24 protein-coding genes are annotated in these 25310 nt (G+C 68.0%); 8 read left to right on the top strand and 16 right to left on the bottom strand.

Translation table 11 applies throughout. The features are described 5' to 3' along the window. Positions 1–11: 11 nt before the first annotated feature. From pdeM to AC1DCU_RS03265, 4 genes are read right to left on the bottom strand one after another with little or no spacing between them, the layout of a single operon-like run. Complete coding sequence (gene pdeM, locus AC1DCU_RS03280; protein ID WP_282280605.1) at positions 12–653, bottom strand: ligase-associated DNA damage response endonuclease PdeM; 642 nt, start codon at positions 651–653, stop codon at positions 12–14. After that, positions 643–3102, bottom strand: coding sequence for a ligase-associated DNA damage response DEXH box helicase (locus AC1DCU_RS03275; protein WP_442252215.1), 2460 nt, complete (start codon positions 3100–3102; stop codon positions 643–645). The genes pdeM and AC1DCU_RS03275 overlap by 11 nt, the downstream gene beginning before the upstream one ends. Then, positions 3099–4706 carry an ATP-dependent DNA ligase gene (locus AC1DCU_RS03270; RefSeq protein WP_025879174.1) on the bottom strand — a complete coding sequence of 536 codons (1608 nt, stop codon included), beginning with the start codon at positions 4704–4706 and terminating at the stop codon, positions 3099–3101. Before AC1DCU_RS03270 ends, AC1DCU_RS03275 begins: the two co-directional genes overlap by 4 nt. Beyond that, positions 4703–5701, bottom strand: a complete 999-nt coding sequence (locus AC1DCU_RS03265) for a ligase-associated DNA damage response exonuclease (protein WP_032977105.1) — start codon at positions 5699–5701, stop codon at positions 4703–4705. Before AC1DCU_RS03265 ends, AC1DCU_RS03270 begins: the two co-directional genes overlap by 4 nt. A gap of 114 nt (positions 5702–5815) precedes the next feature. On the opposite strand from AC1DCU_RS03265, the gene AC1DCU_RS03260 reads away from it, so the two are divergent. Beyond that, positions 5816–7453 (top strand): acyl-CoA dehydrogenase family protein, encoded by a 1638-nt coding sequence (locus tag AC1DCU_RS03260; protein ID WP_180830857.1) that lies wholly within the window; start codon positions 5816–5818, stop codon positions 7451–7453. A gap of 277 nt (positions 7454–7730) precedes the next feature. On the opposite strand, the gene AC1DCU_RS03255 is transcribed toward AC1DCU_RS03260, so the two are convergent. The 3 genes from AC1DCU_RS03255 to AC1DCU_RS03245 all read right to left on the bottom strand — a co-directional run bounded on the left by AC1DCU_RS03255 (position 7731) and on the right by AC1DCU_RS03245 (position 9932). Further along, positions 7731–8141, bottom strand: coding sequence for a hypothetical protein (locus tag AC1DCU_RS03255; RefSeq protein ID WP_025879171.1), 411 nt, complete (start codon positions 8139–8141; stop codon positions 7731–7733). 149 nt (positions 8142–8290) lie between these two features. Continuing rightward, on the bottom strand, positions 8291–8632 hold the full coding sequence (locus AC1DCU_RS03250; protein ID WP_025879170.1) for a hypothetical protein: 342 nt from the start codon (positions 8630–8632) through the stop codon (positions 8291–8293). 124 nt (positions 8633–8756) lie between these two features. After that, the gene (locus tag AC1DCU_RS03245; protein ID WP_025879169.1) at positions 8757–9932 is read right to left on the bottom strand and encodes a thiolase family protein; all 1176 of its coding nucleotides are present in this window, start codon (positions 9930–9932) and stop codon (positions 8757–8759) included. Positions 9933–10113: 181 nt separating this feature from the next. Here AC1DCU_RS03245 and AC1DCU_RS03240 point away from each other — a divergent pair, with 181 nt between their 5' ends. Beyond that, positions 10114–12951 (top strand): S8 family serine peptidase, encoded by a 2838-nt coding sequence (locus AC1DCU_RS03240; RefSeq protein WP_478013539.1) that lies wholly within the window; start codon positions 10114–10116, stop codon positions 12949–12951. Between the two features lie 85 nt (positions 12952–13036). Here the strand turns inward: AC1DCU_RS03240 and AC1DCU_RS03235 are convergent, their stop codons facing one another. Next, positions 13037–14134, bottom strand: coding sequence for a Glu/Leu/Phe/Val dehydrogenase dimerization domain-containing protein (locus tag AC1DCU_RS03235; protein ID WP_025879167.1), 1098 nt, complete (start codon positions 14132–14134; stop codon positions 13037–13039). A 272-nt stretch (positions 14135–14406) separates the two neighbouring features. Between AC1DCU_RS03235 and AC1DCU_RS03230 the strand changes: the two genes are divergently transcribed. Further along, the gene (locus AC1DCU_RS03230; RefSeq protein ID WP_313116724.1) at positions 14407–15486 is read left to right on the top strand and encodes an HDOD domain-containing protein; all 1080 of its coding nucleotides are present in this window, start codon (positions 14407–14409) and stop codon (positions 15484–15486) included. A gap of 3 nt (positions 15487–15489) precedes the next feature. Here AC1DCU_RS03230 and AC1DCU_RS03225 read toward each other — a convergent pair whose 3' ends face one another. The 3 genes from AC1DCU_RS03225 to AC1DCU_RS03215 form a co-directional block, all read right to left on the bottom strand. Continuing rightward, the gene (locus AC1DCU_RS03225) at positions 15490–17058 is read right to left on the bottom strand and encodes a phospholipase D family protein (protein WP_442252111.1); all 1569 of its coding nucleotides are present in this window, start codon (positions 17056–17058) and stop codon (positions 15490–15492) included. 211 nt (positions 17059–17269) lie between these two features. Further along, complete coding sequence (locus AC1DCU_RS03220; protein ID WP_025879164.1) at positions 17270–17968, bottom strand: RNA pseudouridine synthase; 699 nt, start codon at positions 17966–17968, stop codon at positions 17270–17272. 46 nt (positions 17969–18014) lie between these two features. Next, a complete protein-coding gene (locus tag AC1DCU_RS03215; RefSeq protein ID WP_025879163.1) occupies positions 18015–18515 on the bottom strand; it encodes a M48 family metallopeptidase in 501 nt (166 codons plus the stop codon). Positions 18516–18576: 61 nt separating this feature from the next. Here AC1DCU_RS03215 and AC1DCU_RS03210 point away from each other — a divergent pair, with 61 nt between their 5' ends. Together AC1DCU_RS03210 and AC1DCU_RS03205 are read left to right on the top strand one after the other, a co-directional pair. After that, on the top strand, positions 18577–19134 hold the full coding sequence (locus tag AC1DCU_RS03210) for a DUF2058 domain-containing protein (protein ID WP_105165037.1): 558 nt from the start codon (positions 18577–18579) through the stop codon (positions 19132–19134). 106 nt (positions 19135–19240) lie between these two features. Continuing rightward, on the top strand, positions 19241–19507 hold the full coding sequence (locus AC1DCU_RS03205; RefSeq protein WP_442252110.1) for a DksA/TraR family C4-type zinc finger protein: 267 nt from the start codon (positions 19241–19243) through the stop codon (positions 19505–19507). A gap of 572 nt (positions 19508–20079) precedes the next feature. Here the strand turns inward: AC1DCU_RS03205 and AC1DCU_RS03200 are convergent. After that, positions 20080–20673 carry a mechanosensitive ion channel family protein gene (locus AC1DCU_RS03200; RefSeq protein ID WP_282280597.1) on the bottom strand — a complete coding sequence of 198 codons (594 nt, stop codon included), beginning with the start codon at positions 20671–20673 and terminating at the stop codon, positions 20080–20082. 35 nt (positions 20674–20708) lie between these two features. Beyond that, entirely contained in the window at positions 20709–20888 is a 180-nt protein-coding gene (locus AC1DCU_RS03195) for a hypothetical protein (RefSeq protein ID WP_282280596.1), read from the bottom strand. 126 nt (positions 20889–21014) lie between these two features. On the opposite strand from AC1DCU_RS03195, the gene AC1DCU_RS03190 reads away from it, so the two are divergent. The 3 genes from AC1DCU_RS03190 to AC1DCU_RS03180 are packed head-to-tail and all read left to right on the top strand — an operon-like array spanning position 21015 to position 23005. Further along, the gene (locus tag AC1DCU_RS03190) at positions 21015–21593 is read left to right on the top strand and encodes an RNA polymerase sigma factor (protein WP_032977116.1); all 579 of its coding nucleotides are present in this window, start codon (positions 21015–21017) and stop codon (positions 21591–21593) included. Then, complete coding sequence (locus AC1DCU_RS03185; RefSeq protein WP_032977117.1) at positions 21590–22114, top strand: hypothetical protein; 525 nt, start codon at positions 21590–21592, stop codon at positions 22112–22114. Before AC1DCU_RS03190 ends, AC1DCU_RS03185 begins: the two co-directional genes overlap by 4 nt. A 12-nt stretch (positions 22115–22126) precedes the next feature. Then, positions 22127–23005 (top strand): DUF4097 family beta strand repeat-containing protein, encoded by an 879-nt coding sequence (locus AC1DCU_RS03180; RefSeq protein ID WP_032977119.1) that lies wholly within the window; start codon positions 22127–22129, stop codon positions 23003–23005. A gap of 49 nt (positions 23006–23054) precedes the next feature. On the opposite strand, the gene AC1DCU_RS03175 is transcribed toward AC1DCU_RS03180, so the two are convergent. The 3 genes from AC1DCU_RS03175 to AC1DCU_RS03165 form a co-directional block, all read right to left on the bottom strand. Further along, positions 23055–23237 (bottom strand): hypothetical protein, encoded by a 183-nt coding sequence (locus AC1DCU_RS03175; RefSeq protein ID WP_025879072.1) that lies wholly within the window; start codon positions 23235–23237, stop codon positions 23055–23057. Positions 23238–23248: 11 nt separating this feature from the next. Beyond that, positions 23249–23542, bottom strand: coding sequence for a YkgJ family cysteine cluster protein (locus AC1DCU_RS03170; RefSeq protein WP_051501656.1), 294 nt, complete (start codon positions 23540–23542; stop codon positions 23249–23251). Positions 23543–23772: 230 nt separating this feature from the next. Continuing rightward, the gene (locus AC1DCU_RS03165) at positions 23773–25134 is read right to left on the bottom strand and encodes an Hsp70 family protein (RefSeq protein ID WP_442252109.1); all 1362 of its coding nucleotides are present in this window, start codon (positions 25132–25134) and stop codon (positions 23773–23775) included. Between the last annotated feature and the right edge of the window lie 176 nt (positions 25135–25310).

Here is a 25310-nt window from a genome sequence, read left to right as displayed (position 1 = left end):
GTCTCGACGCGTCAGCGAACCGGTAGCGGCACTACGCTGTCTTCCACACAGGCGAGCAGCTGTTCGCCCGGCGCCAGTACAGGCACCACACCGGCGGTGAATGCCGAGAATGCCGGCAGGATGGTCACGCCCTGGCGCAGCCAGAACGCGGGGAAGCGCCGACGCAGTGCCGGCAACGCAACCTGCGGATGCACATGGCCCGCCAGCACGTGCGCGGAGGCATCGGCCAGCGGCTCGTGCCGCAGCAGGAACGGTCCCCATCGCGCGTCGTCATGCATCTGCACCTGCAGCGCCGCCTTCGGCAGATCCCGGTCGTGATTGCCGCGCACCACGTGGATGTCCAGCGCCGCGTGATGTTCGCGCCAGCCAAGCCATTGCTGATACCAGGCCGCGCGATGCGCCGGGCCGTGCAGGACGTCGCCGAGAATCCACAGTTGTCGGCACTGGTGCGTGGCCACCAGGTCCTGCAGGCGCTGCAGGTCATTGCCGGTGCCGCCCGACGGCAGGGCGATTCCCGCACGCCGGAACACGTCCGCCTTGCCCAGGTGCAGGTCGGCGATCAACAGCGCGCGCTGCGCCGGCCACAGCAGCGCCCGGCCGCCGAGCAGAATCATCGACTCACCTCCCAGCTGCAGCGGAAGATCAGCGGCCATGGCGGCGCTCCAGCTGCTGCGCGGCACGCTGCACGCGCGTGCGCCAGTCTTCATTGCTGAACTGCCCACGCAGGCGTTCGGCCCACAAGGGAAATGCCAGCGGGGTCAGTGATGAGGGCCGCTGAAGGGACAACGAACGTGTGGCGATGCGTACCAGCACTTGCTGCAACCCGGGCAGGTCGAGGCTGTCGTGCAGTACTTCCTGCTCGGCCAATGCCAGCAGCAGATGCTCCGGGTCGTGCTCGCGCAGCACGTCATGCAGCAGTCCGGCGGAGGCCTGCAGCTGGCGCAGCGAGCGTGGCATGCCACCCGGCAGGCTGGGTACCAGCAGGCCCGCTACGCGCGCGATGCCGCGGAACTGGCGGCGCGCCAGCTCGCCCAGGTTCACCGCTGCGCGCAGGTCCTGCAGCAGATCGCCAGCATCCAGCATTGCCCGCCAGTCCTGTTCCTGCAGATCCACCGGCGTGGCCGGAGCGAGCACCAGGCCATGGTCATTCACTGCATAGCCGATGCTGTTGCGTTGCCGACGGGTGCAGCGAAGGGCCAGCAGCGCGGCCAGCGCTTCGTGCACATGGCGGCCCGCAAAGGGATAGACGAACAGGAACTGGCCTTCGCGTCGGCGCACGTTTTCCACCAGCAGGTGGTCGGGCGATGGCGCCGCAGACAGCTGCGACTGCAATGCCAGCAGCGGTGCAAGCCACCGCGACTCCGCGCTCTGGTCGGCGCCTGACAGCACCTTTTCCAGTTCGCGGCCCAAGGGCATCGACAGTGGCAGTTGACCGCCCTGCCAGCGCGGTACCACGCCATCACCACCACCGCGCGCCACGCGCACGAACGCGGTCATGTCGCGAAGCTGCACCAGCTCCAGCAGCCGCCCCGCAAACTGGAAACGGTCGCCGCGGCGCAGGCGGCTGGCGAACTGCTCTTCCACCGCGCCCAGGCTGCCGCCACGCAGGAACTGTACGCGCACGCTGCCGTCGCTGCTGATGGTGCCGATCGACAGCCGATGGCGCAGCGCCTGGCGGCGATCGGGCATGCGGTACACGCCGTCGGCATCGCGTACCACCTTGTGGAACTCCGGGTACCGGGACAATGCACGTCCGCCCTGCACGATGAAATCGATCACCGCATTCCACTGTGCGTCCTCCAGCGCGGCGAAGGCATGCGTGCCACGGACCTGTTCCAGCAGTGCATCGGCGTTGAAGCCGCCCGCCAGCGCGCGGCTGACGGCGTGCTGGGCCAATACGTCCAGCGACAACGTGGGAGGACGTCGCGCTTCGATCACCCCGTCATGCAACGCGTGCCGGGCCGCCGCGTACTCGGCCAGTTCCAGCGCATGGCTGGGAATGCACAGTATCTGGCCGCTGGCACCGGGCCGATGACGTGCACGCCCAGCGCGCTGGCGCAGGCGCGCCACGCCCTTCGGGCTGCCCAGCTGCAGCACCTGGTCCACTTCCGGAAAGTCCACGCCCAGATCCAGGCTGGAGGTGGCCACCACGCAGCGCAGCGTGCCCGCACGCAGTCCGTCCTCGACCTGCTGTCGCAGCGTGGGATCCAATGATCCATGGTGCAGGGCGAGCGTGCCGGCATCTTCCGGCCACACGGCTGCGAGGGCCTGGTGCCACAGTTCCGCCTGCGCACGGGTATTGGTGAAGAGCAGGCTGCTGCGTGCACGGAACAGCGCGTCGAGCACGCGCGGAAGCTGGGAAAGGCCAAGATGCCCGGCCCATGGAAAGCGTTCGCCGGGTTCGGGCAGCAGGCTGCGGATCGTCACCGGCCGCTGCCGTGCACCTTCCACGATCGTTGCCTGTGGACGGTGTGGCAGCAGTACGTCGCGTGCCTGTGGCAGGTTGCCCAATGTGGCCGACAGCCCCCACAGCTGCATCGCCGGGGCTGCCTCACGCAGCAGCGCCAGATTCAACTGCAGCAGCACGCCGCGCTTGTTGCCCAGCAGTTCGTGCCATTCGTCCACCACCACGCAGCGCAGTTGGCGCATGCGCTCAAGGGTGTCGGGATAGCTGAGCAGCAGCGCCAGCGACTCCGGCGTGGTGACCAGCACGTCGATGCGACCTTCGCGGGCCAGGCGCCGGTCGCGGTTGCTGGCATCGCCGCTGCGCAGCCCCACGCGCCAGCTCAGGCCAAGGCCGTCGATCGGTGCCTGCAGCGCACGTGCGGTATCGCTGGCCAGCGCACGCAGCGGCGTTACCCACAGCACCTGCAGCGGGCGTACCGCGCTGGCGCGACGCGGTGCGGGGGGCGGGTCGAGCATCGCCTGCAACAAGGGGCCGCCGAACATGGCAAGGGTCTTGCCGCTGCCGGTGGGCGTGTGCAGCAGGCCAGATTCGCCCGCCAGGTAATGACGCCACATGGCGTGCTGGAAGGGCAGGGGGCGCCAGCCGCGGCTGCCGAACCATGCGTGCAGGCGCTGCAGCGCATCGCTGCGCTTCATCGCGCCAGCGCCTGCAACTGGGCCAGGTGGTCGGCTTCGGCAGCCGGCTTGTCGTGGCGCCAGCGCAGGATGCGTGGAAAGCGTACGGCGATGCCGGACTTGTGGCGCGCGCTGCGGTTGACTGCTTCGAAACCAAGTTCGAACACCTGTTCAGCACTTACGCTGCGCACCGGGCCGAAGCGTTCACGCGTGTGCGCGCGGATCCAGCGGTCGAGGGCGAGGATTTCCTTGTCGTCCAGACCGGAATAGGCCTTGGCTACTGGAACCAGTGTCTCGCCGTCCCAGACGCCGAAGGTGTAGTCGGTATACAGCGTGCTGCGCCGACCATGGCCTGCCTGCGCGTACAGCAACACCGCATCGATCGTGAGCGGTTCGACCTTCCACTTCCACCAGTCGCCACGGCGACGCCCGGACTGGTAGACCGAATCACGACGCTTGAGCATCAGCCCTTCCACGCCACGCTCGCGCGATGCTTCGCGCAGCTGCGCGGCATGCTGCCAATCGTCGGCGTCTACCTCGGGCGAGAGCTGGATGCGCGGATCGCCGAGCGCGCCGACCACCTCGGCCAACTGCACGCGTCGCTGCTGCAGCGGCAGTGCACGCAGGTCCTCGCCGTCGCGTTCAAGCAGATCGTAGGCGAGCACGCGTACCGGCGTGTTGCGCAGGGTGGCGGCGCCGGGTTTGCGGCGCTGGATGCGGGTCTGCAGGGCGGTGAATGCACGCGGCAGATTGTCGGCGTCGTCCCATGCCAGCAGCTCGCCATCGAGTACGCAGCCATCGGGCAGAGACGCTGCCGCCTGCTCGATCTCCGGGAAGCGACCGTCCAGCCGCTCTTCGCCGCGCGACCACAACGCCACCTCACCCTGGCGCCGCAGCAGCTGCAGGCGGATGCCATCCCACTTCCATTCCAGCAGCCAGTGGCTGATGTCGCCCAGCCGCTCGGTAGGCTCGCCTTCCAGCGGCGAAGCGAGGAAGAACGGGTAGGGCTGCTGACGATCGGTCGGCAGTTCTTCGGCAGACAGCAAGGTGGTAAGCAGGCCGGGGGAGGGCACCCAGTCGCCGAGCATGCGCTGGGCGATGCGGGCGATATCCAGCCCGGACCACTCGGCCAACGCCTGCTGCACCACGCGCTGCGATACGCCAACGCGCAGCGCGCCGGTCAGCAGCTTGTTGAAGACCAGGCGTTCGGCCGATGCCAGCTGTCGCCAGCCGTCGACTACGGCGGCACGACGCACCGGCTCCGGCTGGTTGGCAACGGCAAGCAGGTGGTGTTCGATCCAGTCGGCCAGAGGCCGATCCTCGGCTTCGGTGGCCGGATCATCCAGCAGCAGGGTAAGCGTTTCAGCAAGGTCGCCGACCTGCGCGTAGCTGTCTTCGACCAGCCAGGGGGGCAGGCCGGATTCGTCGGCGATCCACGCCCGCAATTCGCCGCTGCCGGCAATCTTCCGCCGCGCGCCGCCCACTTTGCCGCCGCTGAGCAGGTACAGCGCCCATGCTGCGTCATGCGGGCGTGCGTGCTGGAAGTAATCGATCAACGCCGCGCGCTTGTCCAGCGTCGCCGTGCTGCGATCCAGCCGCTGGTAGAGCGCGGCGAAGGCCTTCATTCCTCGCCTCCGAAATCGGTGCGGAACGCTTCGGCCGCAACGCCGCGTTCGCGCAGGTACGGAATCAACGCATCGGTGTTGCCGTGGGTGGCAATGACCCGCTGCGCGCCGGTCTGGGTGATGGTCTGCAGCAGCGCTGGCCAATCGGCATGGTCGGAGATCACAAAGCCACGGTCGACGTTGCGCCGGCGGCGGTTGCCGCGCAACTGCATCCAGCCCGAGGCGAAACCGAGCTGGTGACGGCCGAACCGGCGCAGCCACGGCGTACCGGCGGCCGAGGGCGGGGCCAGGATCAGCTGGCCGGCCGCATCGGGCTGACGCCCCTGTTCGGCAACGGTGAGCGTGTCGAGCATGGGCACACCGGCCTGGCGATAGACGGCCACGCCGTTGGCGATGGCGCCATGCAGCCAGGCAGGCTGGTCATCCACCGCACGCAGCTCGGCAAGCACGCGTTGCGCCTTGCCCAGCGCATAGCAGAGCAGCACTGCCGCTTCGCCCCGCTGCGCGCACTCGCGGCGCCAGGCGGCGATCTCGGCCGCCACGGCACGGGTATCGGGCCAGCGGTAGATCGGCAGCGCAAAGGTCGCCTCGGTGATGAAGGTATCGCAGGGCACCACTTCGAATGCAGTGCAGGTGGGGTCGGGCTGGCGCTTGTAGTCGCCCGACGCCACCCAGACCTGCTCACCATCGTCGATGCGCACCTGCGACGAGCCGAGCACGTGGCCGGCGGGATGCAGCGATACCTGCACCCGGCCCAGCGCGAACGGCACGCCCTCGGCATGCGCGTGCAGCGGCACATCGCCCAGGCGCCAGCGCAGGATCGGCACGCTGCCGGTGCTGCAGTGGTACTCGCCCATGCCCGGACGCGCATGGTCGCCATGGCCATGGGTGATGACCGCGCGCGGTACCGGCCGCCAGGGATCGATATGGAAATCGCCTGCCGCGCAGTACAGCCCTTCCGGCCGCAGTACTACCAGATCGTCTTTGCCTGCCATGCCGTCACTGTGGCGGTCCGGTCGTGCACGTGGCGAGAATCGGCCTGAACGCGGGGTTGCCGGGCGATACGGCACAATCGGACCGCACACCTCTTGCCGGCGGGGAAGGAACCGATGAGTGGACCGAGCTTCAACAGCAGCGCCCCCTACGAAACCCATGTGGTGCTCAACCAGCCGCCGCCGTTCGCCGGCCGGCAGCTGTGGACCGACGACATCGCATTGATGGAGGCCGTGCAGCGCGAGGGCGCGGCGGCGTTCGCACCGCGGTTGGCGGCGTACGGAGGACTGGCCGGCGACGCGCTGTACCGCATCGGCTTCGACGCCAACCGAGATCGCCCACGCCTGCGTACCCATGATGCGCAGGGCCATCGCATCGATACCGTGGAATTCCATCCGGCGTATCACCAGTTGATGCAGACGGCCAAGGAACATGGCGTGGCAGGGTTGTCCTGGCACGAGCCGCAGCCCGGCGCGCATGTCGCGCGCGCTGCGCTGAGCTACCTGCACCACCAGGCCGAGGCCGGCACCAGCTGCCCGTTGACCATGACCCACGCCGCGGTAGCCGTGCTGCGCGGGCAGCCGCATCTGGCCGAGTGGTCGCGCAAGGCCGCCGCACCGGTATACGACCCGCGCGATGTGCCAGTGGCCGACAAGGCCGGCATCACCCTGGGCATGGGCATGACCGAGAAGCAGGGTGGTTCGGATGTGCGCGCCAACACCACCCGCGCCGAACCCATCGACGGCGAGCGCTATCGGCTGATCGGCCACAAATGGTTTTTCTCCGCACCCATGTGCGATGGCTTCCTGGTACTGGCGCAGGCGCCGGCCGGATTGACCTGCCTGCTGATGCCACGGCGCCTGGCCGACGGCGATCGCAATGCATTCCGCCTGATGCGCTTGAAGGACAAGCTGGGCGACTGGGCCAACGCATCCAGCGAAGTGGAGTTCTGTGGCGCACAGGCCTGGCGTGTGGGCGAGGAGGGACGCGGGGTGGCCACCATCATCGGCATGGTGATGATGACCCGGCTGGACTGCATGCTGGGCGCTGCGGCGGAAATGCGCATGGCGCTGGCGCAGGCGCTGCATCACGCGCGGCATCGGCGCACCTTCGGCAAGCCACTGATGGACCATCCGCTGATGGGCAACGTGCTGGCCGATCTGGCGCTGGAATCGGAAGCGGCCACGGTGCTGGCGATGCGCATCGCACGCGCGGTCGATCGCGCTGGCAGCGATCCGGCCGAGGCCGCGCTCGCGCGGCTGGGTACGGCCTTGGGCAAGTACTGGATATGCAAGCGCGCACCTGCGTTCGTCAACGAAGCGCAGGAATGCCTGGGCGGTGCCGGCTACGTGGAGGAATCGATGTTGCCGCGGCTGTACCGGCAGGCACCGTTGAATTCGATCTGGGAAGGCAGCGGCAACATCCAGTGTCTGGATGTGCTGCGCGCGCTGGCGCGCGAGCCGGAGGTGCTGGCGGCGCTGCACGGTGAACTGGAGGCGGTGGCCGATCGTGATGCGCGTTATGCGTCGGCACTGCAGCAGTGGCGCGATGCGGCGGCGCCGGAGGAGGCACAGGCACGGGTGTTCTGCGAACGCACTGCCTTGCTGCTGCAGGCCGCGCTGTTGCTGCGTGCACGCAGTCCAATGGCCGAAGCGTTCATCCGCAGCCGGCTGCACGGCGAGCATGGGTTGGCATTCGGCACGCTGCCGGCGGGGTTGGATGTGGCGGCGATGCTGGCGCGTGCGCTGCCGTAGGTGACGGCCAACGGCGAAGCCCCTCATGGTGGGCGGCGCAGGAGCGTGGGCAGGGCCGCGCGGGTGGGCTGCGCAGGGGGCGCCGTAAATACGACCAGGTAGGCTCGGGCGCGCCATTCATGGCGCTTACGCCCCTGCGCAGCCCACCCGCGCGGCCCTGGACGGTTTCCGTGCGCGCCCAGCACGGAATCAACAGAAGAAGCGAAAAGCAGAAAAGCCGCGGCGATGCCGCGGCTTTTCCGGTAGCGCCGGGCGATGCCCGACGAACGCGAAGGCCTTAGTGCTTGGCTTCTTCCTTGGCGGCAGTGGCCTTGGCGTCGTCAGCAACATCGCGGGCCTTGTCGGCAACCTTCTGCGCGGCATCGGCCGTGGCGTCGCTGGCGTGGGCGGCGGCATCGGTGGCTGCGACCTTGGCCTTGTCGGCGGCGGTGGCGGTCGCGGCTGCGGCGCTGTCCAGCGCCTGCTGGGTATCGGCGGCAGCCTGTTCAGAGGCGGCAGCGGTCTTGTCGGCAGCGTCGCGGGTGGCGGCGGCGGCCTTGTCAACGGCATCGCGTGCGGCGACGCCGGCGCTGTCGGCGGCCTGCGCGGCATCCTGCTTGGCCTGTTCGGCTTCCGGGCCCTTGCAGGCAGCCAGTGCGAGCAGCAGGGAGGCGGCCAGCAGGGTAGTGGTCAGCGGACGAATCTTCATGGCGGTCTCCGGTACTGCAATGGATGGGGACGCCAGCCTATTCATACCGTTGTGAAGACCTGGTGGTGACCTGCGAACGGAACTGCGCGCAAAGAAAAAGCCGCTGGCGAACCAGCGGCTTCTTCAGAACAGCTTGAAGAAAGAAGTTATTACTTCTTGGCTTCTTCAGCAGCGTCCTTGGCCTGCTCAGCGGTAGCTTCGGCAGCCTTGGCGGCGTCCTTGGCTTCGCCAGCAGCGGCGTCGGTGGCAGCGCCAGCAGCCTGGGCAGCGGCGTCGACCGAAGCGTCAGCAGCGGTGGCGGCGGTGTCAGCGGCCTGCTGGGCAGCGTCGGCGGTCTGGGCGCCAGCAGCGGCGGCCTGGTCGGCAGCAGCCTGGGCTTCGGTGGCGGCCTGGTTGGCCGAAGCAGCGGCGTCCTGGGCAGCTTCCTGCTTCGAGCAGGCGGCCAGGGCCAGAGCCAGGGACATCGCGACCAGCAGCTTGTTGATGCTCATTGTGTAAATCCTCGTCGTTAGAATTAGGCAACGCGCATGCTGCGCGCCGACAACATGATGACAAGCCAAGATTGGGTGTCAAGCGATCCCGCATTCATTTTTGCGAAATAGACGTTAAACCCTTTCAGATCAACTCGATGGCGATAGCCGTCGCTTCGCCGCCGCCGATGCACAGGGTGGCAATGCCGCGCTTGCCGCCGCGCGTGCGCAATGCGTTGACCAGGGTGACCACCAGGCGTGCGCCGGAGGCGCCGATCGGATGGCCCAGCGCGCAGGCACCGCCATTCACGTTGAGCTTGTCGTGCGGGATGCCCAGTTCGCGCATCGGTGCCATCGCCACCACGGCGAAGGCCTCGTTGACTTCGAACAGATCGACCTGGTCCAGCGACCAGCCGGTCTTCGCCAGCAGGGTGTGGATGGCACCGATCGGGGCGGTGGTGAACCACTCCGGCTCCTGCGAATGGGTGGCATGGCCGACGATGCGCGCCAGCGGCTGCAGGCCGCGTGCGGCAGCATCTTCTTCGGTCAGCAGGACCACGGCGGCAGCGCCGTCGGAGATGCTGGAGGAACTGGCGGCGGTCACGCTGCCGTCCTTCTTGAAGGCCGGGCGCAGGGTCGGGATCTTGGCAATGTCCGAACGACCAGGCTGTTCGTCGCTGGCGACCTCGACTTCACCCTTGCGGGTGGCGACCTTCACCGCAACGATCTCGTCGGCGAAGGCGCCGTTGGCCTGGGCTGCCTGTGCGCGCTTGACCGATTCGATGGAGTAGGCGTCCTGCTCTTCGCGGGTGAACTGGTACTTGTCCACGGCGCATTCGGCGAACTCGCCCATGGCCTTGCCGTCATAGGCATTGACCAGGCCGTCGTGGGCCATGTGGTCCACCGCCTGGAAGTTGCCGAAACGGTTGCCGGTGCGCGAATTGGGCAACAGGTGCGGCGCGTTGGACATCGACTCCATGCCGCCGGCGACCACGACCTTGGCCGAACCGGCCTTGATCAGGTCATGCCCGAGCATGATGGCCTTCATGCCCGAACCGCAGACCTTGTTGAGGGTGGTGGCGCCGACCGACAGCGGAATACCGGCGGCGATCGCTGCCTGGCGGGCAGGGGCCTGGCCGAGATTGGCCGGCAGCACGCAGCCCATCAGGACTTCGGAGACGTCGCTGGCAGGCACGCCCGACTGTTCCAGCGCGGCGGCGATGGCGGCCGCGCCGAGGGTCGGGGTCGGAACGCCGTTGAACTGGCCGAGGAAGGAGCCGATGGCGGTGCGCTTGGCGGCGGCGATGACGATGTTGGACATGGCAATCTCGTTGATGCGTGAGCAATGTTCGGAAAGGAGACGACGGGCGTTGGATACGGCGCCGTTTCCCGGCAGACTGCGTGGGGGTCGGCCCAGTATAGAGGGTCGGCGAAGACTGCCGCTGGGCAGTACTGGATGCCTGCCCGGATGGCGGCAGGCCAACGTTCATGGGAAGGAAACGATGGAACGTAAGACGATGGGAAGGTCGGTCCTGGCATCGGCGCTGGCGGTGGCGCTGACGGCGTGTGGCGGTGGAGGCGGCGGCAGCAACGTGCGCATCGACCCGCCCCCGACCACGCCTCCGGTCACGCCCCCGGTCACCCCGCCTCCCGCTGCCAGACCGCTTGAGCCGGTCGTGGATGCGCATCTGGCACAGACCAACGCGCGTGCCGCACAGGCCACCGGCGCGACCGGCCGGGGCGTGCGCATCGGCATCGTCGATTCGGGCGTGCTGCGCAGTGCCGAGGCGCTGAACGGACGGGTGGTGGCCAACCTCAACTACATCGACCCGAGCCGCAACAATCTCAACGTCGATGACGTGCTTGGCCATGGCACGGCCGTCGCCAGCCTGGCGGCCGGTGTACCGGTGGGGGTCTGGCCCGGCGGCATCGCACAGGGGGCGGAGATCGTCTCGGCACGCATCATTTCCGACACCACGCCCAAGGATGACGGCAGTGGCAAGGGCAACTCCTTCAGCGGCACGCTGGGCGTGGCCGGGGTTCACCAGGACCTGATCAACTACGGCGTGAAGGTGATGAACAATTCATGGGGCGGCCTGTACTGGACCGACCTCGGCACCACAGCGCAGGTCGCGGGCGAATACCGCCCCTTCATCATCAATCACGGTGGCCTGGTGGTGTTCGCCGCAGGCAACGAAGGGCGCGACCAGCCCAGCAGCGTGGCCGCGCTGCCCAGCCAGCGTGGCTTCGGCGGATCGCTGCCGGCAGCGGATCTGGAAAAAGGCTGGCTGGTAGCTACTGCAATCGATCCGAACAAGCCCGGTGAACGTGCGCCGTGGGCCAATGCCTGTGGCGACGCCGCGCGCTATTGCCTGACCGCTCCCGGCAGCGCGGTGTTCCCGGAGCCGGGTACCGGCAAGTACCTGTGGAACTACGGTACGTCCTTCGCCGCGCCGCTGATCTCCGGTGCTGCGGCGCTGGTCTGGCAGCGCTATCCCTACTTCGACAACGACCTGGTGCGGCAGACCCTGCTCGGCACCGCCACCGACATCGGGGCGCCGGGCGTCGATCCCATCTACGGCTACGGCATGCTCAACGTCGGCAAGGCGGTGAACGGTCCCGGCCGCTTCGACTGGGGCGATGCCACGGTCAATGTCGACGCGGCCTCTTCGGGCTCGATCTGGAGCAACGACATCGCCGGCGCTGGCGGCCTGATCAAGCGCGGCGATGGCCGGCTGGAGCTGAGCGGCAACAACAGCTACAGCGGTGCGACCCGCATCGAGCGCGGCACCCTGGCCCTGCGCGGTGGCGCCGTGATCCGTTCCAACGTGAGCGTCTCCGGTTCCGGTGGTGCCTCGATGGCCGGCCTGCAGTTCATGCCCGGCACGCCGCGGGTGATCGGCAACGTCGACAACGGCGCCAGCGTGGTGCTGGTCAACGCCAACACCACCGCGACCATCGAAGGCAATTACAGCCAGCGGCCGGATGCGCAGCTGATCGTCGCGCTGGGGGTGAACGCGCTGCAGGTGACCGGCACCGCACGCCTGGCCGGCGGCGTGGTGGTCGATGGCATCGTGTCCGGTTACGTGCCGCAGGTCGGCAGCCGCCAGGATCTGGTCCATGCCAACGGCGGTATCAACGGCACGTTCACCACGCCGGTGGCCAACACCGGCGCCAACGGCCTGACCCTGCTGCAGGCGCAGTACGGCTATGGCAGCAACGACGCGTGGATGGACCTGACCCAGGTCAACGTTTCGGCAGCCGCATCGGGCCTGGGCGCCAATGCACAGGCATCGGCACTGCGGGTGCAGTCGGCATTCACCGCGCTGGACCGCAATGCGGATCTGCAGGGCTCGGCGTTCGGCGTGGCCGCAGGCGCGCTGCAGCGTACGTCTGGCGGAACCGATGGCCTGTCGGCGAGCCTGGAGAGCCTGTCCGGACAAGCACATGCGCGCGCTGAAGCGTCGACCTTCGACAGCGTGGACATGTCGCGCCGCGCGGTTGCCGAGCGCTTCGACCGCGTGCAGGCTGCGCCGAAACTGCGTGGCGCCTGGCAGAGCGCGCTGGGTGAAGCCGGGCAGGGCAGCTTTGCCGGCAACGCCGCCGACAGCCAGGGCTGGATGGCCGGCCAGGACGTGGCACTGGGCAGCAACGGCCTGCTGGGCATGGCCTTTGGCGAAACCCGCAGCAACGGCGGCAGCAACTTCAGTGGTGATCGTGGGCGTGACCGCCAGGCGCAGGCGCAGTTGTATGCCGGCTGGAACCTGGGGCGTGGCTATGCGCTGGCCCAGTTCGGCACCGGCCAGTTCACCCGGGAACTGGATCGCCAGTTGCTGCTGGGTGCCGGTGCCTACGGTGTGTCCGCGCGCTACGGCGGACGTTTCAGCAGTGCCAGCGTTGAAGGCGGCTATCGTTTCGGGCGCATCGGTGCATCGTTGACACCGTACCTGGGGGCAAGCAGCACCCGCCTGGACACCGATGGCTTCAGCGAGCAGGGCGGCTTCGGCTTCGGCCTGCGCGGTGAGGCGTCGCGTGCACAGCGCAGCCAGATGCTGGCGGGCCTGCGGGGTGAGCGGCAGTGGGGTCGTTGGACCCTGCGCGGCCATGCCGAATGGCAGCAACGGCTGGATGGCGGTGAGCAGGACTGGCAGGCAAGTTTCGTTGGCATTGACGCCTGGGCGCCGTTGGCCGGTGTTGACGCACCGCGTGGCAGTGCCTTGTTCGGCCTGGCGCTGGAATCGTGGTGGGGCCGCAATGGCCGCCTGAGCCTGGGTATCGACCAGCGCGTGGGTGGCGATGATGCACGTCAGGCGGCGCTGCGCTACAGCACTGGTTTCTGATCATGGCGCCGGGCGTGCTGCCCGGCGCGTTCATCCGGCGGTGCCGACCCACGGTCGGCACGCGTCCGGTTGCCGGGGGCGGCGCTCAGCCGCCGCGCAGGTCGCCCAGGCGCGGTGTGCTGCGGCCCAGCGGCATCTTCAGCTTGCCGATCGACAGGATGCGCGCTTCTGCGATCCGGTCAGCCGCGCGCTGCGGGGCAATGTTCTCGCGCTGCGACAGTTCGAAGATGCGCGTCAGGTTGTGGTAGATGCTGCGGATCAGCCGCATCGCGCGCTCGCGGTTGTAACCGTCGATTTCCAGCGACACGTTCATCACGCCACCAGCGTTGACCGCGTAGTCAGGCGCATACAGGATGCCGCGCGCATGCAGCTCGTCGCCGATCTCCAGGCTGGACAGCTGGTTGTTGGCGGTGCCACAGATGATCTTCGCCTTGATCCGCGGCAGCGTGTCGGCGTTGATCGCGCCTTCCAGCGCGCACGGCGCGAACACATCGGCGTTCACTTCGTGGATCTCGTCCGGCTTGACTGCCTCGGCGCCGAAATCGTTGACTGCACGATCCACCAGCGCGCTGTCCAGATCGGTCACGTACAGCTTGGCGCCACGGTCGCGCAGCAGCTTCACCAGTTCCATGCCGATATGGCCCAGGCCCTGCACCGCGATGCTGGTCTTGCCCACTTCCTCATGGCCGAACTTGAAGCGCATCGAGGCCATCAACGCCTGCAGCGCGCCATAGGCGGTGAACGGCGCCGGATCTCCCGAGCCGCCATGGACCTGGTGCACGCCGGTGACGAACTGGCTCTCCAGGTAGATGTTCTCCATGTCGTTGACGTCGGTGCCGACGTCCTCGGCCGTGATGTAGCGACCACCCAGCGAATCGACATAGCGGCCGAACGCGCGGAACAGCACTTCGGTCTTGTCGACCTTGGGGTCGCCGATGATCACCGCCTTGCCGCCACCGACATTGAGACCGGCCAGTGCATTCTTGTAGGTCATCGTGCGGCTCAACCGCAGCACATCGGCCAGCGCATCGTCGGTGCTGGCGTAAGGGCGCATGCGCACCCCGCCCAGGGCAGGGCCCAGGGTGGTGTTGTGGATGGCGATGATTGCCCGCAGGCCGGCATCCTGGTTGTGGCAGAACACCACCTGTTCGTGGCCGGTGGTTGCGAGGGTTTCGAATAGCATGGGGTCTCCGATGGCGCGATCTGCGGTGAACTGCGGCGAACTGCCAATGAACGGTAGGGTCCGAAAACAAAAAAAGCGACGTCGTCGGTACAGGGGGACGGGTCGCGCGGCGCCATTCTAGTCCATTCGCCCGGGATATGCCGTCGACGCCGGACGCGCCCGGGTTAAAGAAGATGAAAGTGCGGCCGATGCTGCGACGACGGCAGGTCGCCGGATGTGATGAAGGCGCAGGGGCAGGCAGTGGCAGCAGGACAACGACAGGATGGGCGGCGATGACCGCAGCGTGGTGGCGATCTGTGCTCCGTTGGCTGTCGCAGCTGACCGGGCAGGCCCCGGCACGCCTGGCCGCAGCCCCCCGCCAGGCCGTGGCGGCCGCGGCGGCCAGCCTGCAGGGCGACGCCTTGCCGGCGGCCGAGGTCGCCGCCCACCTGCAGCGCGGACTGCACGCGCTGGCCCTGTATCCGCGCTTGGCAGGCGAACCGGCGGCGGTCAGCGCATCGGGTCTGGCCGAAGCGGTGGACCGCGCGCTGCAGGACCGCGACTGGGCTACCCGGCAGCTGCCGCGGCGCCCGCAACTGCTGCCGCAGCTGATCCAGACGGTCAATGACGACGTTGCATCGGCGCGGGTGATGGCGGCGATCATCGGCCAGGATCCGGTGCTGACCGGCAACCTGCTCCGGATCGCCAACAGCCCGGCCTACAAGGTGCACGAGCGGCCTGTGGAAAGCCTGCAGCGGGCGGTGACCCTGGTCGGCACCGAAGGTGTGCGGCAGATCATCAGTGCAGTGCTGGTGCAGCCGGTGATGCAGGTGCAGTGCGAGGTGTTCCCGCAGTTCAGTTCGATCATCTGGGAGCACGCCCTGCTGGCGTCGCGCGCGGCCGCTGACCATGCGCGCACGGTCACCTTCGGCGATGCCTTCGCTGCGCAATGGCTGGGCCTGGTGCAGGGCCTGGGGGCGGCGCTGGTCATGCGTCAACTGCTGCAGGAAGCACAGGCTCGTGGCGAAGAGGTGGAGCCGGCGCTGGCCCTGCAGTTGCTGCAGCAGTGGTCACTGCCGTTGGCGCAGCGGGTGGCAGCAGCGTGGGAATTGCCCGAACCGGTGCATCAGGCCCTGGCGCCTGATGCAGACGGTCCGCTGGCCGACAGCCTGCGCCTGGCCAGCGCCGCCGCGGCGGCCAGCCTGCTGTGCCGGCACGGGCATGCCAGCCAGGGCCGCATGCTGGCCTTGCTGGAACAATTGCCGGCAGCGCCGCCACACGCGCTGCGCTGGATCTGGCGGCGCCTGCATGGGCGCAATGTGGAAACCCTGGACGAAAGCCTGCACGGCGATGGCGAGGGGGCCGCCCCCTGATCGTTACAGCTGGGATTCCAGCGGCAACCAGCTGATCACCCGTGCCGTCCAGCGTTTGCCAAGACTGCTGCCGGGCTCGGCATCGACCCAGTGCGGCGGCGGCTCGCGCTGCAGCCAGCGCAGTTCGTCATCAGCGCCCAGTGCCAGCCACCAGGCGTGTTCCGGGCTGGCCAGGCGCAGGTATTCCGAGCGCAGCTGTGCGCCCAGCACCGGGTCGTCGAACAGCACGCCCATCTCGGTGTTGAGATAGGCCGAACGCGGATCGAGGTTGAACGATCCGACGAACCCGCGCCGGTCGTCGACCAGCAATGCCTTGGTGTGCAGGCTGGCGCCGCTGCTGCCGAACAGGCTGCCGTCACCGGCCTGGCCGTTCGCCTTCAGTTCGTACAGCTGCACGCCGGCCTTCAGCAGCGGCACCCGGTAGCCCATGTAGCCACCGTGCACGGCAGCCACATCGTTGGCCGCCAGCGAGTTGGTCACCACGCCGACCTGGGCGCCGCGTCCGGCCATCGCCGAAAGTCCGTTCAGCCCTTCGCTGCCGGGAACGAAGTACGGCGAGATCAACAGTGCCTTGTAGCGCGTCGACTGCAGCTGCCGGACCAGCTCGGTGACCAGCCAGTCGTCGTGTGCATCGTCGTGGTGCTTCATCGGTGGATCGGACACGATCCGTACCTGCCTGCTCCAGTGCAGCGGCTCCGGGCTGGCACGCTGTCGCTGGCGCGACTCGGCCACGCGCTGCAGGTATGGTTGGGCCTGCGCATGCAGCGCGTCCAGATCGGACTGGCGCACCAGCTGGCGCAGCTGTGCATCGGTATAGGTTGCCAGCGCCGAGATCGGAATCGCTGCGTCGCTGTTCCAGTAGTCGTCGAAGATCTGGTTGGCCTGCTGCACGGCCGGGCCGGCCACCACCAGGTCCAGGTCCTGGAAATTCACGTCGCTGCGCGCGCTGAAATATTCCTCGCCGATGTTGCGGCCACCCACGATCGCAATGCGGCCATCGGCGATCCAGCTCTTGTTGTGCATGCGGTGGTTCACGCTGAAGGCGCGTTGCACCAGCTCCAGCGTGCGGGCCATGCCGCTGCGGTTGCGGAACGGGTTGTACAGGCGAAGCTCGATGTTGGGATGCGCATCGAGCGCCATCATCAGCGCATCCTTGTCCTTGGCATTCATGTCATCAAGCAGGATGCGCACGCGCACGCCACGTTCGGCAGCGTCGTACAGCGCCTTGGCCATCAAGTGGCCGATCAGGTCGTCGTGCCAGATGTAGTACTGCAGGTCCAGGCTGCGGCCGGCGTGCTCGGTGATCATCGCGCGGGCAGCGAACGCATCCATGCCATCGCTGAGGAAGGCCACGCCCGACTGCCCGGGATGGGCGGCCTGCAGGGGCATCATCTGCCGATCAATGGGCGTCTGCGCAGGTTGCAGCGGCAGTACCTGCGACGCTTCGCCGCGCGCCTGCGGGGCCAGGTGGTCGGCCAGCAGCAGGCCGGACAGCACCAGCAGAAGCAGGGCGGCGATGATGATCGCGGCCACGCGCAGCAGGCGTCGCCATAAAGGTTTGCGCAGACTCATGACGCCGATGGTAGATCCTGGCTACGCATGGAGGTAGACCCACGCCAAGCGTGAATGAACTGTCACCGGTAGATCCACGCCACGCGTGGATGAACTGTCACCCCGGTAGATCCACGCCACGCATGGATGAGCTGCCACCGGTAGATCCACGCCATGCGTGGAAGAACTGCCACCGGTAGATCCACGCCATGCGTGGATGAAGCGCCGTGACTCAGAACCGCTCGTCGCTGCCCAGATAGCGCCACTGGCCCACGGCCAGCGGGCCCAGCGCCACCCGGCCGATGCGCAGGCGGCGTACGGCCACCACCTGCAGGCCGGCAGCCGTCACCGCAGTCCTCAGTCCCTTCGCGGTCAGTCCCTTGCCTGCAAAACGCAGGCGCTGCTCGCTCTGCCAGCTGACCTTCGGGCCGCCTGCTTCATGCTGCAGCCGGGCCATCAGCCACGGGCCACGTTCCGGGCCGCCTTCAGCCACTTCGACCAGGTACTCCTGTTCGGTGCGGCCCAGGTTGCGCTGCAGGTGCGCGAGCACCGCCGGATCCTGGCTGACCACCACCAGCCCGTTGTCGTCGGCCGGCAGCGAGGATGCCAGCTGCAGGCCGTGGAAATGCCGTTGCAGCGGGCGGATGTCACTGGCATCCAGTTCGCTGCGGGTCTCGGTGCGGATCAGCGCGCACAGGGCATCGGCTGGCACGCCCGCCGGTTTGTGCAGCAGCATGCTGGCGCGCTCGGCCTTGCTGTCGCTGGCCTGCTCGGCCACCACGATGCTGGCGCTCTCGTCCACCGGGCGCTGCGGCTGTTCCACCACTTCGCCATCGACGCTGACCCAGCCGCCCTCGATATAGCGCCGCGCTTCACCACGCGGGATGCCGAGCAGGGCGGACAGGCGTTTGTCGAGTCGGGTCGGTTCCATGGCGAAAGGTCGGGCAGGGGGCGCGCAGTGTAGCCGCTACGCCGGCTCAGCGCTGGCCGCGGTTGGCCAGCTCGGTCAGGTACAGGCGGGTATCGAACTCCAGCTGCAGGTAATCCGGCTCCATGTGCTGGCACAGCTGGTAGAAGGCCTTGTTGTGGTCGGCCTCCCTCAGATGGGCCAGCTCGTGCACCACGATCATGCGCAGGAAGGCAGCTGGCGCCTGCCGGAACACGGTGGCGATGCGGATCTCGCGGCTGGCCTTGAGCCGGCCGCCGTGTACACGGGAAATGGCGGTGTGGGTGCCCAGGGCATGCTTGATGACCTCCAGCGTGTTGTCATAGCAGACCTTGTTGAGCGGCACCGACTTGCGCAGGTAGCGGTCCTTCATGTCCTGGGTGTAGTCGTACAGCTGGCGGTCGCTGCGCACCTCATGCGGGTCGGGGTAGCGCTGCTGCAGCCAGGGGCCGAGCTTGCCCTGTGCCAGCAGATCGCTGACCTGGGCGACCAGGGGTTCGGGGTAGCCGGTGAGGTACTTCAGGACAGCCATGCAGGGGCGTCGGCGCGTCGGTAGAATGGGGCATCCAGATTACACGCGGTACGTATCGACCATGGCAAAGCCCAACGCGCTGCAGGAACAATTGCTCAAGGCCGGCCTGGCCAAGAAGTCGCAGGCCAGTGCCGCCGCGCGTGAACAGGCCAAGGCCCGCCAGGGCAAGGCCGAGTCGACGTCGGCGGAGGTCCAGCGTGAAGCTGAACGTGCCCGGGCCGAGAAGATCGAGCGTGACCGTGCGCTGGCTGCCGAGCGCAACGCGCAGGCCCGGCAGGCTGAGCGCAAGGCGCAGGCCAAGCAGATCATCAGCGCCCACGCCGTGCCGCACAAAGGCGAGGACGAGTACCGCTTCAGCGATGGCGCAGTGATCCGCACCCTGTTGATCGATACCAAGCTGCGCAAGGCATTGTCGGTGGGCGTGCTGGTCATTGTGGCCCATGGCGATGGCTACGCGGTGCTGCCACGCGCGGCAGCGGAGAAGGTGCGTGAACGCGCCCCGGAAGCCATCATCGTCGACCATGGCACGCCCGGCTCCAGCGCCGAGATCTCCACAGGCAACGCCGAGGACGACGCCTACTACGCACAGTTCCAGGTCCCCGACGACCTGGTCTGGTAAGGCGACGCTGAACCGGTCGCAGCGTCCGCCGGGCATGGCCCGGCGCTACCGATTGCGGCGGGGTGTATTGTCCCCATATCAGGCGACACACCTGCGGAGGATGGCCATGGCTACCGGTTGGGCCGGAGATGGCGCGGTCCAGGACCAGATCGACGCCACCGTCGACGATGCGATTGCCCACGCGCGGCGCCAGCTGCGCCAGGGCCCGGGTCTGGAACACTGTGAGGAATGCGACGCGCCGATTCCTTTGGCGCGGCGTCAGGCAGTGCCTGGCGTACGGCTGTGCGTGAACTGTCAGCAGGCGCATGACGAAGAGGAACAGGCGCAGAGTGGCTACAACCGCCGGGGCAGCAAGGACAGCCAACTGCGGTAAGGGTGGTCGGCAGGGCGGCGCCCTGCACCCGCGGTAGTGCCGGCCGCTGGCCGGCAACCTTGAGAGCAATAGCAACAGCAACAGCAAGAGCGGCATTCCGTGGGATGGCGGGGTGGGCCCGGTTGCGGGAGACGCCGTAAACCCATCCATGGGGGCTTGGCCGCGGCATCCATGCCGCGGACACTCCCGCAACCGGACCCACCCCGCCTTCGACAGGTTCCCGCGATCTGTCATGGATCCACGCCATGCGTGGATGAATTCCGATGGAAATCGAATATTTCGATATTGGATCGAAGAGCATCCACGCGTGGCGTGGATCTACGTGTCGACCAAGGTCGACACCTACCAACAGCAGCCGGGAATTGTCGAAGGCGGGGCACTGTGGGTTTGCGGGGTGTGAGCGGCATGGATGCCGCGACCAAGCCTCCAGGGATGGATTCACGGCGTCCCCGCACACCCACAGTGCCCCGCCATCCCACGGAATGCCGGCTTTTGACGTTGACGTTGACGCTGACGTTGCCTTGGTTTGAAGGCCTCTGCGGGTGCAGGGCGCCGCCCTGCCGAACACCCCCTCAGCCGTCGCCCTGGATGCCGCCGGGCGCCTGCGTCGGGTCCCGCCAGCGCCGCACCGTGCGCTGGAAGAACAGGTTGTTCGGCAACTGCAGCACCGTGCCCTCGTGGCCGTTGCCGGTTTCCTGCAGCGTGGTGTAGATCAGGTTCACGTCGATCACCCGGCCCTTCAGCCCGGGCTTTTCGCCGTTCTCCAGCACTTCGATGTAGTCATGCAGGCGGAACGGTCGCGTGGTGAAGATCAGCAGCGTGCAGAAGATGTTGGACAGCACGCTCCAGGCCGCGAAGAACGCCACCGCGCCCACCGCAGCGAAACCGGTGAAGGCCGTCCACAGCACCGAGGGCGATGCACCGAGCAGGCTGAGGATGTACAGCACCGCGCTGAAATAGACCACGAAGCTGGTGATCCGGCGCGCGCCCATCACCATTTCCGGCGGCAGCGTGTAGTGGTCGGCGAAGCGGCGGATCAGGCGCCGCGCCAGCACCCGCACCAGCCAGGCGGCGAGCAGGGTGATCAGGATCTGCAGGGCGATCCCGATGTCATGCAGCCAGGGGTGGGTCCAGGCGGGCAGGTGGTCCTTCAGCGACAACATCATGGGGCGACAACGTGTGACGGAAACGGGGCTTGATGTTACCCGGCGCGTGTCGACGTTTCGACCGCCTGTGCCCAGGCAAGGCAGACAAGGTCCTGTTTGTGCTGCTGCAGGCAGGCGCGGCCGCTTTCGGCACGCCAGTGCAGGGAAACGTCGAACGCCTGCAGCAGCATGCAGGTCGCGATCGCCAGCAGGGCGGCGCAGGAAGGGCTGGACATGGGATGCTCCTGGCCGGGCAGGCCTGCGGGGGACCTGTGATGGATGCAGCCAGGCGCGAAAAGGTTGCAACCGAAAAGCGCTCCGGAAGATCTAAACCTTTTTCCGGCAGGCCGCATCCAACGGATATGCTCGACACCACCATGCCCGCGCCGCCTGCCGCCAACGACGTCGTCGACGAAACCGCCTTGGTACGTGCAGCGGCGGCCGGCGATACCGCTGCCTATGAACAGCTGTATCGGCAGCATGCGCCGCGGGTGTTTGCCACCCTGTGGCGGCTGTGTGGCGGGCAGCAGGCGCGTGCCGAGGATGCACTGCAGGAAGCGTTCCTGCAGGCATGGAAGGCACTGCCCGGCTTCCGTTTCGAGAGCAGCCTGTCGACCTGGCTGCATCGGTTGGGAGTGAACGCCGCGCTGATGGAACTGCGCGGTCGTGCCGCCGGGCATGACCACGACAGCCTGGACGACGTGGACGGTGGGCTGCCGGAGATGGCGGTGCATGACGGCTGCGCCGGCACCGAACGCGACCTGGAACGCGCGTTGGCGACCCTGCCGCCGCGCGCGCGTGCGGTCTTGGTGCTGCACGATATCGAAGGCTGGAAACACCATGAAATCGCCGGCCAGCTGCAGATGGCGGTCGGCAGTTCCAAAGCACAGCTGCATCGCGCGCGTGGCCTGCTGCGCGCGCGCCTGGGAGACATGACATGAGTACGCACGACCCCGATCACGACCTGCTGGCGCGCCTGCGCGCCCTTCCCGCGGAACGCAGCGCACCGGCCGATGGCTGGGAACGCCTGTCGGCGCGGTTGCCACCCCGCGAACCGGTTGCCGTGCAGGCGCCGGTGGACAACGTGGTGGCCTTGCCACTGCGCACCCGTCGACGCTGGTGGCTGCCGGTTGGCGCGGCGTTGGCAGCCAGCCTCGCGCTCTACGCGGTGGCGCCGTGGCGGCACGCGCCCGAGTCGCTGCCTGCACCCAGCGGCCTGCAGCTGCAGGCCGATGCGATGACCGAACAGTACCGGCAGGCAGTGGCGTCGCTGCCTGATGGCACTGCGCCGGAGTGGCAGCCCGCGCTGCATGAACTGGATCGCAGCGCGGAACAGATCCGCGCCGCGATGGCGCAGGACCCGCGTGCGCCGCACCTGCTTGGACAGCTCAAGCGGACCTATGCGCTGCGGCTCGAACTGACCCGGCAGGCGGCCCAGGCCGCCTCCGGTCTGACAACCTGAGGAGACCCCCCGATGCGAACCCTTTTCCCTCTCTGCGCGGCCCTGCTGCTGGTGCCCGCCATGGCGCTGGCCGATACACGCGTCGATGAACGCCACAATGTTGCTGCAGGCGGCCGCATTGAACTGAGCAACGTCGCTGGCAAGGTGACTGTACGCGGCTGGGACCGCAATGACGTGCAGCTCACCGGCACGCTCAGCGACGGCCTGCAGCTGCGCCAGGAAAAGAGTGCCAACCGGGTGCGCTGGGAAATCGAGTATCCGCGACGCGGCAACAATGGCGGCGCCACCTTGACCCTCAACGTGCCCCGCTCGGTGGAGCTGCTGCTGAGCACGGTCAGTGCCGACCAGGACATCAGTGGCGTGGACGTGCGGCGGCTGCAGGCAGATACCGTCAGCGGCAACCTTGCCGCCGCCGGTCGTAGTGGCGACAGCGTGCTCAATACGGTCAGCGGCAATGTCACTGCGCGGTTGCAGACCCCGCGGCTGGACGTCAACACGGTCAGCGGCCGGATCGAGGCTGGCGGGGGCGTTTCCGGGGAGATCGGGGCGCAGACGGTGTCTGGCCGGGTAGGCGTCGATGCCGGTCGCATCCAGCGCCTGGTGGTGGAGACGGTATCCGGAGGCATCGACCTGTCGGCGACCGCCTTGGCACCAGGCGGGCGCATCAACGTCGAGTCGGTCAGTGCCTCGGTCAGCCTGCGCCTGCCGCGCACGGTGTCGGCGCAGCTGTCAGTGAACAGCTTCAGCGGGTCGATCAACAGCGACGCCGGCAAGGTGGAGCGGCCGCGCTATGGGCCGGGCAGCAGCCTGGATGCGCGGCTGGGCAGCGGCGACGGCGATATCCGCGTGCAGTCGCACTCGGGTAGTGTGCAGGTGCGCCTGGACCGCTGAGCGCGGCCCGGCAGGCCGCGGCGGCAGCGCCGCCGCGGTCGGGGGAGGGTCAGCTGGCTTTCTTCAGCGCCCAGGTGGTACCGAGAACTTCAATCTTGCCACCGCTCTTGCGGAACGCGGCCAGGTCGGAGGCGATCGAGTCGCTGTTGACCACGGTGCTGGCGGATGCGCCCTTGCGTTCGCTGCGGATGCTGTTGCTGGCCTTCGCGGGGGTCTTTGCCTTGCGGGGCATGGTTGCTCCTGTCAGGTGGAAGGGGAGGAAAGCGCGCAGGATTCAGCCTGGCGCAGGTAGTCCTGCCGCTCGCGGCGGCAGTCGTCGCCGCCCATCGAAAACTGGCGGCAGATCGCCGGGCGCTGCGAATAGATCGTGCAGCGCAGGTGATACGGATCGATCGCCGCGCACCAGCCTTCCTCGTTGCGCGCCATCACGGCACGGCCGTGAGCGTCGCGCGACAGGAACTGGCCGGGCACGTGGTCGCCGGGCTGCAGCAGGACCGGCAACCGGCAACAGACCGCGTCACAACGGCGGCAGTCGATGGGTGCTGGTTCAGCGTCAGGTTGTACGGCCACAGGGGCCTGGCGGGTGCCCAAAGCGGGTCTCGATGGCGGCTCGGGTAATACGCGGACCATGATCGAGCCAGAGGGCATGGTCGCCAGACCCGCTGGGCGGGTCAGGCTGCACCATGGGTACACACACCGGCGAGGCCAGCGGAAGGTGCAGCGGTTTTCTAGCCGGCCAAGGGTAGCTCAGACCGCGTAACGTTTTGTTAATCCCGGCTGGCTGCCGCCAGCGCGAGGCCCTGGACGACCCCCAGCGAGGGCTCGCCGTGCACCATCCGGGCGCCCGGGAACGCCTCGGCAGCGGCCTGCCGCAGGTAGCCGGCGCGGGAGATGCCGCCGGTCAGGAACACCGCGTCAGGGTCGCCGCCGATGTCGCTGCGGACCTGGGCCAGCAGTTCGCGGATCTGGCTCAGGTAGCCATGGGCGGCGGCGGCCAGGCCGTCGGCGCTGTTGTCCACGTGCAGGTCGCGGGCGATGTAATCCAGCGTGCTGCGGTGTTCGCTGGCACCGCTGAGGGCGATCTTGGCGCGCTCGACATCGCGGTACAGGCGGGCGGTGTTGCCGGTGTCCTGCAGCGCCTGCAGGCGCGCGCCCCACGGCGCGTCGACGTTGTCGTAGTTGTGCTGGCGGAACTCGCGCTGGCGGGTCATGTCCTGCACGGTGGCCGCTTCCACGTAGTGGTGGGTGGGCACGCGGGTGATGCCGCGGCCGAACAGCGGCATGTAGCCGGAAAGGCTCAGGGCCAGGTCGATATCGGTGCCGCCGCGGGCAATACCCCAGGCACGGTGGATGCGCGGGGCCTGGCTGCCGCCCACTTCGGCGTGGGCGATATCGGTGGTGCCGCCGCCGATATCGACGATCACCGCCTGATGGCGATCGCGGCTTTCAGCGTGGTAATGCATTGCTGCGGCGGCAGGCTCTTCGAGGAAATCGATGTGGTCGAAACCAGCCTGGCCGGCTGCTTCGCGCAGGATGTCCAGGGCCTGGTCGTTGCCGGCCTCGCCGATCGAGCTGCGGAACTGCACCGGGCGGCCGAGCAGGGCGCTGCGCAGCGGCTGGCCGAGCTGGGCGCTGGCGGTCAAGCGGATGTGTTCGAGGATGTGCGCGGCAATGCCGGTGATGGTCTGCCGCGCGCGTGGGTGCAGGTTGTAGCCGAGCATGGACTTCGGGCTCTGCACGAGGTTGCCTTCGTGCTCCTCGAAATACGCTTCCAGCGCGTCGTCGCCATAGACGGCGTTCTGCAGCAGGTCGCTGGCGCTGCGTTCCTTTCCGGCGCGAGCCTCCATCCATTCCCGGCGCAGGGCGCGCAGTGCCTCGCGGCGCAGGGCCTGTGGCGTGCGCTCCTGGCCAGCGGCGCGGGCTGCACGGGCGGCGCTGTCGATCAGCTGCTGCAGTTCGTGTTCCTGCCCGGCGTCGAGCTGAAAATCGTCCGGGTCGGGCACCACGCCGGGGAAGTACACGCTGGTGCGGAACTGCTCGGCCTCGCCGAAGCGGATCGGCAGCAGCTTCCCATCACGCACGATGGCGGCGGCGGAGTTGCTGGTACCGAAGTCGATGCCGAGGCGCATGGGGAGGTCCGGGGACGATCAGGGGCCGCGCACTCTGCTGGAGTTTGCCGCGCGCTGCAAGTTCCGGTGCCTGCCTCGGGCGGGGTGGGGCGAGGTCCGGTCCGGACCGACGTCGGAAAATGAACGAAAAGGCAGGGCGGTTACAATGGCCGCTGTTGATTCATTTTGAGGTACTT

Source organism: Stenotrophomonas sp. 10L48, assembly GCF_056395105.1.
Note: the sequence above shows the minus strand (reverse complement) of the source record. Positions and strands in the feature narration are given on the sequence as shown.

Bases quoted from the DNA above. Each gene is read 5' to 3' on its own strand.
- pdeM (WP_282280605.1), bottom strand. From the start codon at position 653: ATGGCCGCTGATCTTCCGCTGCAGCTGGGAGGTGAGTCGATGATTCTG.
- AC1DCU_RS03250 (WP_025879170.1), bottom strand. From the start codon at position 8,632: ATGAGCATCAACAAGCTGCTGGTCGCGATGTCCCTGGCTCTGGCCCTG.
- AC1DCU_RS03185 (WP_032977117.1), top strand. From the start codon at position 21,590: ATGAGTACGCACGACCCCGATCACGACCTGCTGGCGCGCCTGCGCGCC.
- AC1DCU_RS03165 (WP_442252109.1), bottom strand. From the start codon at position 25,134: ATGCGCCTCGGCATCGACTTCGGTACCAGCAACTCCGCCGCCGCCATC.
- AC1DCU_RS03200 (WP_282280597.1), bottom strand. From the start codon at position 20,673: ATGATGTTGTCGCTGAAGGACCACCTGCCCGCCTGGACCCACCCCTGG.
- AC1DCU_RS03210 (WP_105165037.1), top strand. From the start codon at position 18,577: ATGGCAAAGCCCAACGCGCTGCAGGAACAATTGCTCAAGGCCGGCCTG.
- AC1DCU_RS03240 (WP_478013539.1), top strand. From the start codon at position 10,114: ATGGAACGTAAGACGATGGGAAGGTCGGTCCTGGCATCGGCGCTGGCG.
- AC1DCU_RS03220 (WP_025879164.1), bottom strand. From the start codon at position 17,968: ATGGAACCGACCCGACTCGACAAACGCCTGTCCGCCCTGCTCGGCATC.
- AC1DCU_RS03270 (WP_025879174.1), bottom strand. From the start codon at position 4,706: ATGAAGGCCTTCGCCGCGCTCTACCAGCGGCTGGATCGCAGCACGGCG.
- AC1DCU_RS03235 (WP_025879167.1), bottom strand. From the start codon at position 14,134: ATGCTATTCGAAACCCTCGCAACCACCGGCCACGAACAGGTGGTGTTC.
- AC1DCU_RS03230 (WP_313116724.1), top strand. From the start codon at position 14,407: ATGACCGCAGCGTGGTGGCGATCTGTGCTCCGTTGGCTGTCGCAGCTG.
- AC1DCU_RS03205 (WP_442252110.1), top strand. From the start codon at position 19,241: ATGGCTACCGGTTGGGCCGGAGATGGCGCGGTCCAGGACCAGATCGAC.
- AC1DCU_RS03255 (WP_025879171.1), bottom strand. From the start codon at position 8,141: ATGAAGATTCGTCCGCTGACCACTACCCTGCTGGCCGCCTCCCTGCTG.
- AC1DCU_RS03265 (WP_032977105.1), bottom strand. From the start codon at position 5,701: ATGGCAGGCAAAGACGATCTGGTAGTACTGCGGCCGGAAGGGCTGTAC.
- AC1DCU_RS03180 (WP_032977119.1), top strand. From the start codon at position 22,127: ATGCGAACCCTTTTCCCTCTCTGCGCGGCCCTGCTGCTGGTGCCCGCC.
- AC1DCU_RS03190 (WP_032977116.1), top strand. From the start codon at position 21,015: ATGCTCGACACCACCATGCCCGCGCCGCCTGCCGCCAACGACGTCGTC.
- AC1DCU_RS03275 (WP_442252215.1), bottom strand. From the start codon at position 3,102: ATGAAGCGCAGCGATGCGCTGCAGCGCCTGCACGCATGGTTCGGCAGC.
- AC1DCU_RS03215 (WP_025879163.1), bottom strand. From the start codon at position 18,515: ATGGCTGTCCTGAAGTACCTCACCGGCTACCCCGAACCCCTGGTCGCC.
- AC1DCU_RS03225 (WP_442252111.1), bottom strand. From the start codon at position 17,058: ATGAGTCTGCGCAAACCTTTATGGCGACGCCTGCTGCGCGTGGCCGCG.
- AC1DCU_RS03245 (WP_025879169.1), bottom strand. From the start codon at position 9,932: ATGTCCAACATCGTCATCGCCGCCGCCAAGCGCACCGCCATCGGCTCC.
- AC1DCU_RS03175 (WP_025879072.1), bottom strand. From the start codon at position 23,237: ATGCCCCGCAAGGCAAAGACCCCCGCGAAGGCCAGCAACAGCATCCGC.
- AC1DCU_RS03260 (WP_180830857.1), top strand. From the start codon at position 5,816: ATGAGTGGACCGAGCTTCAACAGCAGCGCCCCCTACGAAACCCATGTG.
- AC1DCU_RS03195 (WP_282280596.1), bottom strand. From the start codon at position 20,888: ATGTCCAGCCCTTCCTGCGCCGCCCTGCTGGCGATCGCGACCTGCATG.